The organism is Sulfobacillus thermotolerans (assembly GCF_039623705.1).
In the GTDB taxonomy this organism is placed as follows: domain Bacteria; phylum Bacillota; class Sulfobacillia; order Sulfobacillales; family Sulfobacillaceae; genus Sulfobacillus; species Sulfobacillus thermotolerans.
Genome location: NZ_CP133983.1, coordinates 26,240 through 39,215 on the forward strand (window position 1 = coordinate 26,240; position 12,976 = coordinate 39,215).

16 protein-coding genes are annotated in these 12,976 nt (G+C 53.4%); 11 read left to right on the top strand and 5 right to left on the bottom strand.

Annotation, left to right across the window (positions count from 1 at the left end; genetic code table 11):
- The first annotated feature begins 77 nt into the window (after window positions 1-77).
- Entirely contained in the window at window positions 78-1,463 is a 1,386-nt protein-coding gene (locus tag ORD20_RS00105; protein ID WP_103373975.1) for a leucyl aminopeptidase family protein, read from the top strand.
- On the opposite strand, the gene ORD20_RS00110 is transcribed toward ORD20_RS00105, so the two are convergent.
- Window positions 1,399-3,321, bottom strand: a complete 1,923-nt coding sequence (locus ORD20_RS00110; protein WP_103373974.1) for an ABC transporter ATP-binding protein — start codon at window positions 3,319-3,321, stop codon at window positions 1,399-1,401. The genes ORD20_RS00105 and ORD20_RS00110 overlap by 65 nt on opposite strands.
- Before the next feature lie 112 nt (window positions 3,322-3,433).
- On the opposite strand from ORD20_RS00110, the gene ORD20_RS00115 reads away from it, so the two are divergent.
- The 6 genes from ORD20_RS00115 to ORD20_RS00140 all read left to right on the top strand — a co-directional run bounded on the left by ORD20_RS00115 (window position 3,434) and on the right by ORD20_RS00140 (window position 7,878).
- Entirely contained in the window at window positions 3,434-3,826 is a 393-nt protein-coding gene (locus tag ORD20_RS00115) for a MarR family winged helix-turn-helix transcriptional regulator (RefSeq protein ID WP_158246115.1), read from the top strand.
- A gap of 156 nt (window positions 3,827-3,982) precedes the next feature.
- Window positions 3,983-5,284 carry an MFS transporter gene (locus ORD20_RS00120; protein ID WP_430626382.1) on the top strand — a complete coding sequence of 434 codons (1,302 nt, stop codon included), beginning with the start codon at window positions 3,983-3,985 and terminating at the stop codon, window positions 5,282-5,284.
- A 238-nt stretch (window positions 5,285-5,522) separates the two neighbouring features.
- Window positions 5,523-5,687: a DUF1778 domain-containing protein gene (locus tag ORD20_RS00125; RefSeq protein WP_430626736.1), complete on the top strand. Its 165-nt coding sequence runs from the start codon at window positions 5,523-5,525 to the stop codon at window positions 5,685-5,687.
- A 314-nt stretch (window positions 5,688-6,001) separates the two neighbouring features.
- On the top strand, window positions 6,002-6,250 hold the full coding sequence (locus ORD20_RS00130; RefSeq protein WP_158246113.1) for a GNAT family N-acetyltransferase: 249 nt from the start codon (window positions 6,002-6,004) through the stop codon (window positions 6,248-6,250).
- A gap of 243 nt (window positions 6,251-6,493) precedes the next feature.
- Window positions 6,494-7,243, top strand: coding sequence for a hypothetical protein (locus ORD20_RS00135; RefSeq protein WP_103373969.1), 750 nt, complete (start codon window positions 6,494-6,496; stop codon window positions 7,241-7,243).
- A 470-nt stretch (window positions 7,244-7,713) separates the two neighbouring features.
- Window positions 7,714-7,878 (top strand): hypothetical protein, encoded by a 165-nt coding sequence (locus tag ORD20_RS00140; RefSeq protein WP_158246112.1) that lies wholly within the window; start codon window positions 7,714-7,716, stop codon window positions 7,876-7,878.
- A 331-nt stretch (window positions 7,879-8,209) separates the two neighbouring features.
- Here ORD20_RS00140 and ORD20_RS00145 read toward each other — a convergent pair whose 3' ends face one another.
- Complete coding sequence (locus ORD20_RS00145; RefSeq protein ID WP_430626383.1) at window positions 8,210-8,356, bottom strand: hypothetical protein; 147 nt, start codon at window positions 8,354-8,356, stop codon at window positions 8,210-8,212.
- Window positions 8,357-8,466: 110 nt separating this feature from the next.
- The gene (locus ORD20_RS00150; RefSeq protein ID WP_430626384.1) at window positions 8,467-8,829 is read right to left on the bottom strand and encodes an undecaprenyl-diphosphate phosphatase; all 363 of its coding nucleotides are present in this window, start codon (window positions 8,827-8,829) and stop codon (window positions 8,467-8,469) included.
- Between the two features lie 258 nt (window positions 8,830-9,087).
- Between ORD20_RS00150 and ORD20_RS00155 the strand changes: the two genes are divergently transcribed.
- On the top strand, window positions 9,088-9,432 hold the full coding sequence (locus ORD20_RS00155) for a hypothetical protein (RefSeq protein WP_103373965.1): 345 nt from the start codon (window positions 9,088-9,090) through the stop codon (window positions 9,430-9,432).
- Window positions 9,433-9,478: 46 nt separating this feature from the next.
- Here the strand turns inward: ORD20_RS00155 and ORD20_RS00160 are convergent, their stop codons facing one another.
- Window positions 9,479-10,219 (bottom strand): tyrosine-protein phosphatase, encoded by a 741-nt coding sequence (locus tag ORD20_RS00160; protein WP_430626737.1) that lies wholly within the window; start codon window positions 10,217-10,219, stop codon window positions 9,479-9,481.
- Between the two features lie 574 nt (window positions 10,220-10,793).
- Window positions 10,794-11,096, bottom strand: coding sequence for an MFS transporter (locus tag ORD20_RS00165; protein WP_103373962.1), 303 nt, complete (start codon window positions 11,094-11,096; stop codon window positions 10,794-10,796).
- Between the two features lie 56 nt (window positions 11,097-11,152).
- Here ORD20_RS00165 and ORD20_RS00170 point away from each other — a divergent pair, with 56 nt between their 5' ends.
- The 3 genes from ORD20_RS00170 to ORD20_RS00180 are packed head-to-tail and all read left to right on the top strand — an operon-like array spanning window position 11,153 to window position 12,951.
- Entirely contained in the window at window positions 11,153-11,767 is a 615-nt protein-coding gene (locus ORD20_RS00170; protein WP_430626385.1) for an IS607 family transposase, read from the top strand.
- Complete coding sequence (locus tag ORD20_RS00175; RefSeq protein ID WP_430626386.1) at window positions 11,764-12,162, top strand: RNA-guided endonuclease InsQ/TnpB family protein; 399 nt, start codon at window positions 11,764-11,766, stop codon at window positions 12,160-12,162. Before ORD20_RS00170 ends, ORD20_RS00175 begins: the two co-directional genes overlap by 4 nt.
- Window positions 12,163-12,174: 12 nt before the next feature.
- A complete protein-coding gene (locus ORD20_RS00180; RefSeq protein ID WP_103375911.1) occupies window positions 12,175-12,951 on the top strand; it encodes an RNA-guided endonuclease InsQ/TnpB family protein in 777 nt (258 codons plus the stop codon).
- Window positions 12,952-12,976 lie beyond the last annotated feature (25 nt).

The following is a 12,976-nucleotide window of genomic DNA, read 5'->3' on the forward strand; positions in this document are numbered from 1 at the left end:
ATGCGGTAAGATGAAAAGTACCCCAGGATTTTTGCCTAGCAATCCTCCCTGGACATCCCATACCATGAGGTGACTGAATGATGAGGCAATGGACCGTGACTACGCATATCCCAGAAGTTCAACCCCAGGCTTGGATCGTGCCGCACGAGCTCTGGCCTTTATACATAAAGGAAACGGTTTTGGAGGAGGAAGCCCTTCCCTCTATCCCGGAAGGTTCGTTTCTTACGATGCACCTGAACTCTCATCTCGTGCTAGTCGTGCATGCTGCGCCTGTTCGTCAACTGCGACAGAAAGTGTACCGTGAGGCTGCGCAAAACGCGGCGAAAATGGGAGCACAGAGCGTTGGTGTCTGGATTAAAGGCATGGCGAGGGAGTCGCTGCCCTCGGTTATTACCGGATTGGAGCAAGGGTTTTACCGTTACGTGGGCCTGAAATCCGCAGCACCAGTTCAGAGTGTCACGGTGGTGGCCGGAGAGGATCAAGAGTCAGGGCTCGTGCGCCTGGTTCGCATTGCGCAAGCCCAGTCATTAACTCGGGACTGGGTCAACATGCCGCCTAATGAAAAGTCCCCAGAAGATTTAGCTCTGGAATATCAAAAAGACGCCCCGAGCTCAGTGACGTTTCATGCGTATCATGAGCAGGATTTGTTCGAAATGGGCGCTGGGGGCATATTGGCGGTGGGCTCAGGCAGCACCCGGCCTCCTGTACTGCTTGAAGGGCGGTACCACGGGAATGGTGAGGGGCCTTGGCTAGCGCTTGTTGGCAAGGGCATTACCTTTGACAGCGGGGGCATTTCGTTAAAACCCGCCGAAGGCATGGGGCGCTTAAAAGGCGACATGGCTGGATCGGCCGCGGTGATGGCCGCGTTACGCGTCGTAGCAGATCTCGCCCTGCCCATAAACCTGATGGCGTTAGCGCCTTTGGCAGAAAATCTCCCCGGTGGCGGCGCCTACCGGCCAGGGGATGTGTTGACGATGCTTGATAACACGCGCGTGGAGATTATTTCTACGGATGCGGAAGGCCGCTTGGTTCTAGCCGATGCACTCACATTTGCTCGCCAAAACGGCGCGGCCGCGGTCGTCGATATCGCGACATTAACGGGGGCGAACGTGGTGGCGTTGGGCGGCATTCGCGCCGCGCTTATCACCAACGATGCATCGTTGGGACAGTTGGTCGCGCAAGCCGGCGACCAGATGGAAGAACCGGTCTGGGAATTGCCTCATGATCCCGAGTATGCGCACCTGAATGACAGCACGATTGCGGATCTCAAGAATAGCGGAGGGCGTCCAGCGGGTACTGTTTCCGCCGGTCTCTTTATTGGACACTTTGCCAAGGAGACACCGTGGGCGCATTTGGATATCGCGGGTTTGGCGTTTAGTGGACAAGACGGAGCGGGCGCTACGGGTTATGGGGCAGCATTACTGGTGGAATTATGCCGTTTATGGAGTGCTCAGGCGCAGTAACGGTGGAGACGTCCGCAGCGTCGAATTGTTCGTGATAGAGATGGGCGTACAGCCCGTTACGGGCTAACAGCTCTAAGTGACGTCCTTGGTCGACGATTTGACCGTTCTGCACGACAATAATTTGGTCAGCGGCCAAAATGGTTGACAGACGATGGGCAATAGCAATGACCGTCCGGCCGTGAAAGAGGCGGGCGAGCGCGTCTTGAATCAGCCGTTCGGCATGGGAATCTAAAGAGCTTGTGGCTTCGTCTAGCAACAGAACGCGAGGATTTTGTAAAATAGCGCGGGCAATGGCCACGCGCTGTTTTTCTCCGCCCGATAACCGGTACCCGCGCTCTCCGACCACCGTTTGAAGACCTTGGGGTAACTGCGCGACGAGATCTTCTAACTGTGCCGCTTGGACAGCCTCCATGAGCTCGCTTTCGGATGCGGTGGGTTGGCCATAACGAATGTTCTGTTCCAAGGTGGTATGAAACAAGAACAAATCTTGCGTGACTACGGCGATCGTTTGGCGCAGCGTGTCTTCGTTGAAATGGGTCAAGGGTGTGTTTTCTAATAGGACATGGCCTGCTGTGGGATCATAAAAGCGTGCGGCTAAGGACAACAAGGTTGTTTTGCCGGCGCCGCTGGGCCCGACTAATGCGGTCAAGTGTCCGCCGCGGGCGGTGAAGGTAATATCGTGCAATACCTCTTCGCCCTTCGGATAGGAAAAAGAGACGTGTTCGAAGTGAATGCGAATGGGCGAAGACGGGGTTGGTCCTGGGGCGGGCGCCGAGGTAAGCGGCTCAGGGACGGAAATGGGTAAATCGAGAAACTGAAAAATCCGGTCAAATAAGGCAAGCCCTCCGATTAACGTAGTGTTGGATCCGGCTAAGGACGACGCTGGATTAAAGAGCTGGGTTAAATACGTAGCGAAGGCCACAATGGTCCCCAATTGGGTTTGTCCCGCGATGACTAAGTAGCCGCCATATCCATACAACAGAGCTGGACCGACAGCGGACAAGGCTTGCACCACGAATGATAGCCATTGGCCCACGAGATTTTGCTGGATTTGGGCTTGCTTGACCTTTTCACTCAGGGAACGAAAGTGCTGCGCTTCTCGCGCGCGGGTCCCGAAACTTTTCACCACCACGATGCCAGAAAGACTCAGTGTTTCTTCCAGGTGGGCTGTCAACTCGGCGAGCCGATTTTGAGCGGTGGTGATCGCGGTATACGTTTTTTGGCCGTAACTGACGACAGGCAAGGCGAAGACGGGGAGGATGATGGCAGAAACTAGGGCGAGTCGCCAATTAAGGAAAAACATCATGCTCAAGGTGAGGAGTACCGTTAAGCCATTGACAAACAGGCCGGTTAATGTGCGGCTAAGGACTTGCTGCACGGCATTGAGATCGTTAATTAAACGGGAGTGGATCTCCCCGCTGGGGGTATGGGTAAAGAAGTCGATGCCCAAGTGCTGGCCGTGTTCGTAAAGGGCTGTGCGCAAATCGTGGATAACGCTTTGGGAGACAACTGTGTTGAGATAGTTTTGGGCCACGGATACGAGTGCTTTGACCGCAGGGAAAAGCAACAAGGCGGCGGCTAACCACATCAGGAGGGTTAGGTGACGGTGGGCGATGGCGTTATCGATAATCGCACGAATAATCAAGGGCGGAACTAGGGCTAAAACCACGCCTAAGGTCGTCAACGTCATGGCTAACGCCAGCAGCCTATGGTGCGGTTTTAGGACCTTCCATAAACGCTGAACGGTTTCCTTACTTGGCCGCCCCCCACTTTTTAAATATTGTAAGGACTTTCTTTGTTCCCAAACGGAATGTAAAGGTCCTCCGCCACCCCATCCCATACCCGAATGCATCCCCATAGGGCTTTCCTCGCTTTCACTAAATACTTTTATGGGTTAATAGTTTGATGGTATTATCAAATACATGACAACGTCAATCTCACCTCAGGCAGATTCAGAACGGTCGGTTGAAATGCTGTGGGAACTATGGCGCCGGTGGCGTATGCGGTCCAAAACCATTCAGACGGACATTACCTCGGAACAATATCGGTTACTCAAGCACCTGAGCCGGTGCGGCCCGCTGTCGGTTTCTGCGTTAGCCGCGTTTTGGGGTGTCAGTGTTTCGGCCATGAGCATTACCACACAGCGGCTCGAACGCTCAGGCTACGTCACGCGCTTACGTTCGCCCAACGATCAACGCCGTGTCTCTATTACGGTGACGCCCCTAGGAACATCAGCTTGGCAAGAGTGGCATCAAACTCGGGTGCAAGCACTAGCCCAGGTTCTCGAAACGCTTCCTCAAGCAGACCAAACGGATTTGCAGCGGATTTTAAATAAACTCTTGGATACGCCTCAAGAGTTTTAGGCCACAAAACACTAACTTGATCTTAACCTTTTCTTCACATAACCTTCTTAGGGTCTTAATTCCCTCCTCGCATAATGAATTTTGTTTCCAGCTCTTATCACGTGTAGATGGTTCTCACACTCCAATGGATCGTCAAACTCTTTTGAGGAGGACTTTATGTCATCAAAAACGGTAACACAAACATTAAATGAAGCGCCTTTAGGTCTATTCCATTTGCGTGCCGTACTGACCGCTGGGATGGGGTTTTTTACAGACGCCTACGACCTCTTTATTATTGGTGCGGCTCTTGTCCTGATTAAAGCGCAGTGGCATCCCTCATCGGCCATGATTGGATTGCTGGGATCGACCGCCCTAATTGCCGCATTTGCTGCTATTTTGTCCGCCTTTTCTCCCAACGTGCTTTGGCTTCTGATATTCCGGTTTATCATGGGGCTGGGTATCGGTGGCGACTATCCGATGTCGGCCGTTTTAATGAGTGAATTTGCTAACACCAAAGACCGCGGCAAATTAGTCAGCTTGGTGTTCTCAATGCAGGCTCTCGGCTTGATTACGGGACCGATTGTGGCCCTAACCCTTTTGAGTTCAGGTATTAACCCGGATATTGCATGGCGCTTAATGTTGGGCTTAGGCGCTATTCCCGCTACGGCTGTCATTCTCTTGCGTCGGCGGATGCCCGAATCGCCCCGGTATTTAGCCCAAGTGCGCGGTGCGGACAAACAGGCCGCCTTGGGACTCAAGAATTTCGCAGGCAACGAAGTCGGCATTGTCGATGAAAAGGAACCCACACGTAAGTTGTCGTTGAAGGAGATGTTATCGCAAGGACGATATTGGCGCTTGCTGTTGGGTACCGCAGGTAGTTGGGCGTTGTTTGACTACGCCTACTACGGAAACTCGATATCGCTTCCGTTGGTGATTAAAAGTGTAGCTCCTCATGCGACGGATGTGACGAGTATTGCCTGGTCCCTTATCATCTTTGCCGTGGCGGCTGTACCCGGTTATATCTTAGCCTTTATGACGATTGACAAGATTGGCCATCGCCGCTTGCAATGGTTGGGATTCTTAATCATGGGTGCGGCGTTTGGAGTCATCGGTATTGTACCCAACTTGACGCATGATATTCTTCCGTTCCTTCTGATCTTTGGGATCAGCTATTTCTTTGCCGAATTTGGCCCGAACACCACGACCTTTGTCTTGTCCGCCGAAGTCTATCCCACCAGTGTCCGGGCCACAGGACATGGTTTCTCGGCAGGCGTCGCAAAATTCGGGGCGTTTATTGGAGTGTTTGCCTTCCCCTTATTGGTGAAAGCGTTGGGCCTTAACGGAACGTTGACGATAACCTTCGTGTTTGCCATCGTTGGGGTTTTGCTGACCTTATTATTACCCGAACCGTCTGGTCGGTCGCTCGAAGACATCAGCCCAGTGGATCAGACCCCTACGTATAGTAAAACCGGATCCTGAAATATTTTAAAGTAAGGCCGATGCCCTAAAAACACAGGCACCTCACATAGGTGCTTGTGTTTTTGCTTTGTACCAATTGAGAGGATGGTATGTCGACCAGGAGATGACCGAATTTTTGAGACTAAAATCAATTCAACAAAACACATTATTTATCCCTTAAGAAATGGGAACTTTTTCTAAATTTTTGTAGTGTACCAGGTAAATCATAAAATCACTCTTTGATTCTTTATCATCCAACATCGCCAACCGGACGGCCCGTTTAGAAGCTCGTCTTCGGCCCGAAGATAAGCAGTTGATCGAAACAGCGGCCGCTATGGAAGGTTTGAGTCTTTCGGATTTTGTGCTCGTAGCCGTCAAACATCATGCCAAGACCTCTTGGCGCGGCATCATCACATCCAACTGAGCGAGATGGTGAGCCGACAATTTACCGAAATGCTGCTGGATCAAACTGCGCGTTCCCCGCAAGCTCTGGGTGACGCGATGAGACGTCACGACGAAATGATTGAGTCGGATTAGTCACCTATGCCAGCGACGTATCGCATGGAAAAATTGCGACGAGATAGCATCATCGCGCGTCGTTTTCCTCTGGAACATGAAACGTGGCGTATCTGTCGTGTACGTGTTAATCGATGAGATACAGCCTTTAGAGGTGATCGGATTTTATACCCTATCAGCTGCGACGATAGAACTAGTCACCTGCCGACGCAATGGATTAAATTGTATCCCAAATATCCCTTAGTTCCAGTCGCCTTATTGGGACGATTAGGGATCTCGACGACCATTCAAGGGCAAGGAATCGGCTCCGCTTTAGTGGCTGATGCTCTGAAGCGCGCCGAACGTCTCCAGGCGGACATCGGATTAGCTGGAGTGCTAGTCCAAGCCAAGACTGTCCACCTCATCCCCTTTTACGAACGGCTCGGCTTTGGTCGACTCGGGCAGTCGTTGGATCTCTTCATTCCGATGTAGCTAATTCGGAAAGCGATAACCGCAGAGATGGAAATTTTGGCTTTGGCGCATTAAATGGTATCCTGGCTAAGGGTCTAACTCAACTTGGTGCCGAGCAGCCTATGGCTAGTTATGCCTCCAGCATTTTCATCGGACGTTATGCCCTAGCCACCGCTCCGTGGACGTTGCCCGTGTCGTCCTGGCTCCATGACATTACGACGGGTTTTCCCACAACATCCGGCTTCAAATATGGAGGGTAGAATAATGAGCGAGCCTGTTGTGTCGGCAATCGTTTGGGCAGGGATCATAGTCCTGTTGGCGGGTCCTGTGATCTGGACTTTGCACCGGACTTTTCGTATTGTGCGCGAACGCAGTCCATGGCCGTTTGGTGGCACGGGACCTCATTGGGGCATTGGGCGGTGGATGACGGATTCGGTGTTTGGGGCCGCCGGCTTTGGCTTTATGGTGGGTCTCTTGGGTATCTTTGTTCTGTATGCGATCGCCTTGCTCCTCGTCGTGTTGTTTGGCGCGCAAAAGGCGTTTGCTCATGTATGGGGCCAAACCGTCGGTCAAACATCTCAATTTATCTTCACGATCGGCTTAGGTCCGATAGTGGGGGTGATATTTTCCTTAGTGGTCTTGGTTCTCTGGAAACATCGCCGCCAATGGGAGACCGGACTCTTGGAGGACTGGATGATCGTCCCGTATGCGACGCGGGCGGCCAAACCAGGGGTCTGGATGGGCCGTATCCGCCGTCCCTCGGGCGATCTCGTCACGGTCTTGAGCGAAATCACGGGCGTGCCCCCCGTGCCCGACAAAACCACCCGATGGAGCCAGTGCGACGCGGATCTCCCGGTCAATACCCCACAAAAAGTCATTCCTCCGGTGCCCGTCATGTGGTATTGGGCGCCGACCCTCTCCCCCTTTGTTGTGCGGTGGTCACGGCAATTTAGCAAAAAGCAGCGCCACTATGCGAACTCGATCGATTCTCACATGACGGGTGCGGTCAAATAAATTCGCCGCAAACGCCCACCAACTCGTCCGAGGTTATTTTATAGTTTCGGCAAAACCCGTACTTTGGCATGTTTCTATCGAAACGCCGCGGCGACTGCCCACTAACTCTAGCCCGTGTGCCGTTACGCGATGCGTCCTGTGAGGGCCGATTGTCCGGGCCAGTGAATGTGCAGACGGCACATTCCTGGGAACTATACACGGGTGGAACTGGTAGTGCGCCGCCTTGCGATAGGCTTTCTTTTGGTTTTGGGCGCCTGTCTTTGCGCCGGGCTGCCCGCCGCTGCCATGTTTTACGCTGTCGTCGGGCCTTCTTAATCCGCTCCTTTTGCACTCTGGAGATCGAACACTTGCCCTCGGACGTCGTCAGGCAGGTTTTCAGCACGTGAATCTCTTGGGGAATGCTTTTCGACACCTAATATTCGTGATATTTCGCAAAAAGATACCGGATAGCTGTGGCGAAGTATTTCTCTATGATGACGATTTCTGAACCGACAAGCCGCGTCGTCGGTTTCGCTCCTCTTGTTCGTGCGCTGGCCGATCATATTGAACTCATAGACCTCTTGAACCGTCTGCTGGTGTGGGACCCGGCGCGGACCCGGATTTCTCCGGCGGAACGGCTTTTTGTCATGATCTGAGACCTGTTGATGGGTAAGATGCCGCTGTATCGGGTCGCGGATCGCCTCATGGAGACGGATGTGCCCTTGTTGTTGGGGGGCGCGGCCGATGATCGTTTCGGGCGCGCGTTAGACAAGCTCGCCGCGGCGGATACATCAAGACCACTTAGCCCAAGGCCTCCAACCGTTCTGGGGTCTTGAGAAACAGCGCGTTGATGAACAACGGATCGTTCATAAAATGGAACGTTCGATCACATAGGACCTGCCCTTTATATTCCTGCAGGACCGCGCGGGCATCCCAGGTCTCCTGTGGAAGCAAGAAGGTGTTCGCAGCCGTGGCGGCTCATGCGTTTCAGTGAATGGAGCCTTTTTTGGAGAGCAGCGTGGTTTCTTCTTTGACCACCAAGTCAAATTCTTGTGCTAGGTTCCGAATAGTGGTGAGCACCCAGCTTTCGGTCCACGAGGGACAATGGATGTCGGTGACGTCGTATGTAACCATCGGCTTTCTCCTTCCTAGGCTTTTTCCATCACATTCATTGTGGGCCCAAAGGCGCAATGGTGTCAGTACGTACCCATAACCAGGCCATGGCCAAGGTTCTGCTCCGTTTTTCAAAAGCTGTCCATCTTGGGAAGAAAAAGGTTGAGATGTAAAAAGGGAGCGCTCCAGGCGCTCCCCTCTTGACGGGTGATTCGCAGGTCTTTGTGTGTTAATAGGGTGTGTTGGCCTTTTAGCCAGAGAAACCATCCACGAACCACGGCGATCCATTCGTGGCGAAAGAGTAACAGCAAGGCAACGGCGGTGCCAAGGTGCAACGCGACAAGAAATGGTAGGTAGCGGGCCCCTTGGGTTGGCACATTCAAGTGAACGATATGAGGCAAGATGACCAACAGGCCTAAGCTGGAAAAAGGAAAAAGTTCTGCAAATCCTTGAATAATCCCTAACAATGCCGCACTGCCCAAAGGCACGTTCATCGACTCCTTTGCCTTGTTGCCTGCGCGACAAGGACATAATTTGACATACAGTCCTATCATACCCGAAGAATATGAAATACGGATAAATACGCGGTTAAGGTTTTTCAGCCCCCTATGGCGTGTGTGGTGCCTTTATTTTTCTTGGATCCAGCGATGTCTTTCTCCCTCACAACGGCGTCATGATATGCTCTTCTCAGATGGAATAACATGGGCCGTTGGACGCGCGACATTTCAAGAGGAAAGAGGAGGCTTTCGAACGTGGGCGTGAATAAACAAGAAATTCTCGCGATTTTGCAGGCCAACCGCGCCTTGGGGCCGGATTACGATGAGCACACGGCAGACCAGATTCTTGACTTAATCACGCAGAAGTCGCCTGAGACTCCAGAGGATGTGGCCGCCTATCTTGCCCAGCTATCGCCGCACGACCAACGGCTCATTCTTAGGCGATTTCGCAAAAACCAGGGGTCAGGTTCTGTGGCGGGTCTGTTTGTGTTGTCTATTCCGCTGATGGCGATTGCGGGCGGGGTGGCCCATTCGGCGGGCGTTTTTGCCGTCGTGCTGCTCGATGCTGTCGCGGTGATTGCGTCGGCACTCAAACGCTAGAGAGAGGTGTGTCGATGAACCTAGAAGCCGATTTGGACCATGGCGTCTACCTGCGCTTGCTCACGCCGGATGATAAATTGGCCCATAACAGCAAGGCCGCGGTGACGCCTGTACGGTCTTTGCCTGCCGTGCAATGAAAGAGCACGGCACCCGATTCGTTATCCAGCAGGGTACGGAAAAAGGCAGTGTAAGACTCTAAGGACGTGGGGAAGGCTTCATAGCTCTCCCTTAATAGCGCTTGTGCTGTCTCTTGATCAATATGACCAGGTACGGACGACGTCTCGCGTAATTTTAGGGGCAGATGAGAAAGAGTGGGCACGAGATGAGCGGGTGTGGGATCTGTCTGCAATTCGTGGGCGCTGCGCAAATCACAAACGACTTGAATGCCAAGTTGGCGGATGTAGGCCTGATCCCTTGATGTTAGCCCACTTAGCTTGCCAGAACGGTACAGGGTGCCCCACCGGACCATTTGCCCTTGGGGATTGCGGTAGCCGCCCAAATCCCGAAAATTAATTCCCCCTTCTAATGGCACAATCCGGTCGGAAAAGGTCTCGATGTGGTCACCATGGTGCAGATGCACGTAATGGCGCATGCTTTGACTAAGGCGAATGGTCAGCACGCCATGATCCTTCCAGGGCAAAGGCTCTAACTGTGAAAAGTCCAGGACTCTGGGGTCTGGTTCTGTGCTGACGTACACGGTGGGCCATGCCACAGGTTCGGATAAGGCCGTGATGTGCCAGCCATGATCTTCGAAGCGTTCAATACGGTATCGAGCCGTTTCTATCATCAAATACTGCATCTCCTTTGTCACAGCGTGGATGTGTAGCCGGCTTTCCATCTTTCTTTTCGCGTATTGCAGAGGGTAAGCGTGACGCATGATGATGAAGAATTCAGTGCCACTGTATCAGCCCAATGTTATCGCCATGCGAAGGCGTTGTTAATGTTTTATAAACGTTGTAAGAGGAGTGAGTGTTTCTCCGTAATGTGAGGACTTCAAAGAAAAATGAGGGACCACGGTAGCGTCTTGTAAAGCTGCAAAATGCCGACGAGGACAGCTCAAGGAATTGGGGATAATTTGAGCTGGTGCCTGTGCATTTGTTCACAAGTTGTGGATAATCTGGTGAAAATACGTGAATAGTGTCGTCGAATTTGTCGGCTGAACACTAAATATGGCGGAAAATCTTTAAGCAATCCACAAGTAATCCACAAAATCCAGAAATCTGTGGATTAAATCTTAATAACCAGGGGGGACATCTGAGGATAAATTGGGGTGCAAAACGAGGGTGCCGGAGGGATTTTGGCGTGTAAACGAAAGGGCTGCTCTCCTAAAGAGCAGCCCGTAGAAGTGCCTGAGGATTCCCTTAGGCATCGTGTTGGGAGGCATAGGCCAAGGACGCGTCTCCGCCTAATGACTCGCGGGCTGTGTCTTCCAAACTGGCTTGTTTGGTTTCGGGAATGCCCCAGGCGGTCAGCAATGCGGCAATGACGGTAAGAGCGGCTAAGAAGCCCACGGCAAAGTTTTGTCCGTACAGTTTGAATAGCACGGGAAATACGAGGGATGTGAGCGTGGCGCCGATGCGGCCAGATGCCACGGTGATGGCTTGCACGAGACTTCGCACCCGCGTCGGAGCAAGTTCTACGCCAAAAATTCCGGCGGTGCTCACTGAGCCAGGGCCCATGGACCCTGTAAGGGTTTTAACCGTTTCATAAATCTTTACCTATGGGCATTCGTGAAGCCGCCGAATTTTTAGGCGTGACGCCCTCGACGTTACGTCGATGGGAGCATGAAGGTAAACTGATACCCGATGAACGTACCGCGGGTGGGTATCGTCGTTACGACTTAGCGCGCTTGCGTCCTGATCAGTTTCATCACCACGGGACTCCTCGCCAAACCGTCGCCTATGCGCGGGTGTCGCGCCACGACCAGAAAGAGGATCTGGAGCGCCAAAAGCAGGTACTCGAACTCTACTGTGCCCGCCAAGGCTGGACCTTTGCGGTGATAGCCGACTTCGGGTCGGGGATGAACTACCACAACAAGGGCCTCAAACGCCTGCTCAATGACATCATGGCCGACCGGGTTGGTCGGCTGGTCGTGACCCACAAGGATCGTCTCTTACGCTTGGGGGCGGAGCTCGTCTTTGCGATCTGCGAAGCCAAGCAGGTGGAGGTGGTGATTCTCAATCACGGCGAGGATACGACCTTCGAAGAGGAGTTAGCGCAGGATGTTCTTGAAATCATTACGGTCTTTTCAGCGCGGTTATATGGCAGTCGTTCGCGGAAGAATCAAAAACTGCTGGAGGGCGTGAAACACGCCGTGGAGGAAGCATCGTCATGATTTTGGCCCATAAAATTGCCCTCGATCCCAACGATGTACAGGAGACGTATTTCCGCAAGGCGGCTGGTGTGGCACGCTTTGCCTACAATTGGGCCTTGGACCAATGGCAGCAGCAATATGATGCGTGGAAAGGGGACCCCACGTTGCGGAAACCGTCCGAGGCGGCCCTGCGACGTCAACTCAATGCCCTTAAGCGCGACGCCTTCCCCTGGATGCTGGAAGTGACGAAAAACGCGCCGCAGATGGCCGTGATCCACTTGGGCCGGGCGTTTAAGAATTTCTTTGCCGGTATCGCGGAGTATCCCACGTTTAAGAAAAAGGGCCGACACGACAGCTTTACGCTCACCAACGACCAATTCACGGTCAAAGGGCAAAAAGTGCATATTCCCAAATGAGGCTGGGTGCGCATGCACGAACCGTTGCGATTTATCGGCAAAGTGGTAGAAGGCACCGTGTCGCGGACCGCTGATCGCTGGTTATTGAGCGTCACCGTCGAACTTCCCGATCCCCCCCGTGTCCGCCGCGAAAGCCAAGCGGTAGTCGGCGTGGATTTGGGCGTGTCGGCGTTGGCAACGCTCTCGACCGGAGAGAAGATCGTGGGACCGAAAGCCTATGCGGACGCCTTGGCACAGCTTCGGCGGTTATCGAAACAATTCAGTCGCCAGATGGAAGCCGCCAAAGTTCGCGCCGGGCTTCAGCCCGGCCAGCCCCTCCCGAAAGGGATGCCCATGCCCTTGTCCCAGAATATGCGAAAGACGCAGCGGCGCATGGCCCGACTCCATGCGCGGATTGCGAATATCCGGGCGGATGCGTTACACCACCTGACCACCGATCTCGTGCAGCGCTTCGATGTCATGGCCATCGAGGACCTGAACGTCGCCGGGATGCTCAAAAATCCTTCGCTCGCCCGGGCGATTGCCGATATGGGCTTTGGGGAATTCCGTCGGCAACTCGCATACAAAGCGGCCCAACGCGGGAAAACGGTGGTCATCGTGAGCCGTTGGTATCCGAGCAGCAAAACGTGTTCCGCGTGTGGATACAAAATGCCGAAAATGCCGCTCGCTATGCGGGAGTGGACGTGCCCAGAATGTCACACACACCACGACCGCGACATCAATGCGGCGATTAATTTGCGAAACGTGGCCGAGAGTTCGGTGAGGAGCTCCTCACCCGTGTCTGCCTGACGGCAGACCTGCTCGGTGACAGCCT

Bases quoted from the DNA above. Each gene is read 5' to 3' on its own strand.
- ORD20_RS00160 (WP_430626737.1), bottom strand. From the start codon at position 10,219: ATGATAGAAACGGCTCGATACCGTATTGAACGCTTCGAAGATCATGGC.
- ORD20_RS00140 (WP_158246112.1), top strand. From the start codon at position 7,714: ATGATGACGATTTCTGAACCGACAAGCCGCGTCGTCGGTTTCGCTCCT.
- ORD20_RS00170 (WP_430626385.1), top strand. From the start codon at position 11,153: ATGGGCATTCGTGAAGCCGCCGAATTTTTAGGCGTGACGCCCTCGACG.
- ORD20_RS00135 (WP_103373969.1), top strand. From the start codon at position 6,494: ATGAGCGAGCCTGTTGTGTCGGCAATCGTTTGGGCAGGGATCATAGTC.
- ORD20_RS00110 (WP_103373974.1), bottom strand. From the start codon at position 3,321: ATGGGGATGCATTCGGGTATGGGATGGGGTGGCGGAGGACCTTTACAT.
- ORD20_RS00150 (WP_430626384.1), bottom strand. From the start codon at position 8,829: ATGAACGTGCCTTTGGGCAGTGCGGCATTGTTAGGGATTATTCAAGGA.
- ORD20_RS00105 (WP_103373975.1), top strand. From the start codon at position 78: ATGATGAGGCAATGGACCGTGACTACGCATATCCCAGAAGTTCAACCC.
- ORD20_RS00120 (WP_430626382.1), top strand. From the start codon at position 3,983: ATGTCATCAAAAACGGTAACACAAACATTAAATGAAGCGCCTTTAGGT.
- ORD20_RS00145 (WP_430626383.1), bottom strand. From the start codon at position 8,356: ATGGTTACATACGACGTCACCGACATCCATTGTCCCTCGTGGACCGAA.
- ORD20_RS00180 (WP_103375911.1), top strand. From the start codon at position 12,175: ATGCACGAACCGTTGCGATTTATCGGCAAAGTGGTAGAAGGCACCGTG.
- ORD20_RS00175 (WP_430626386.1), top strand. From the start codon at position 11,764: ATGATTTTGGCCCATAAAATTGCCCTCGATCCCAACGATGTACAGGAG.
- ORD20_RS00115 (WP_158246115.1), top strand. From the start codon at position 3,434: ATGCTGTGGGAACTATGGCGCCGGTGGCGTATGCGGTCCAAAACCATT.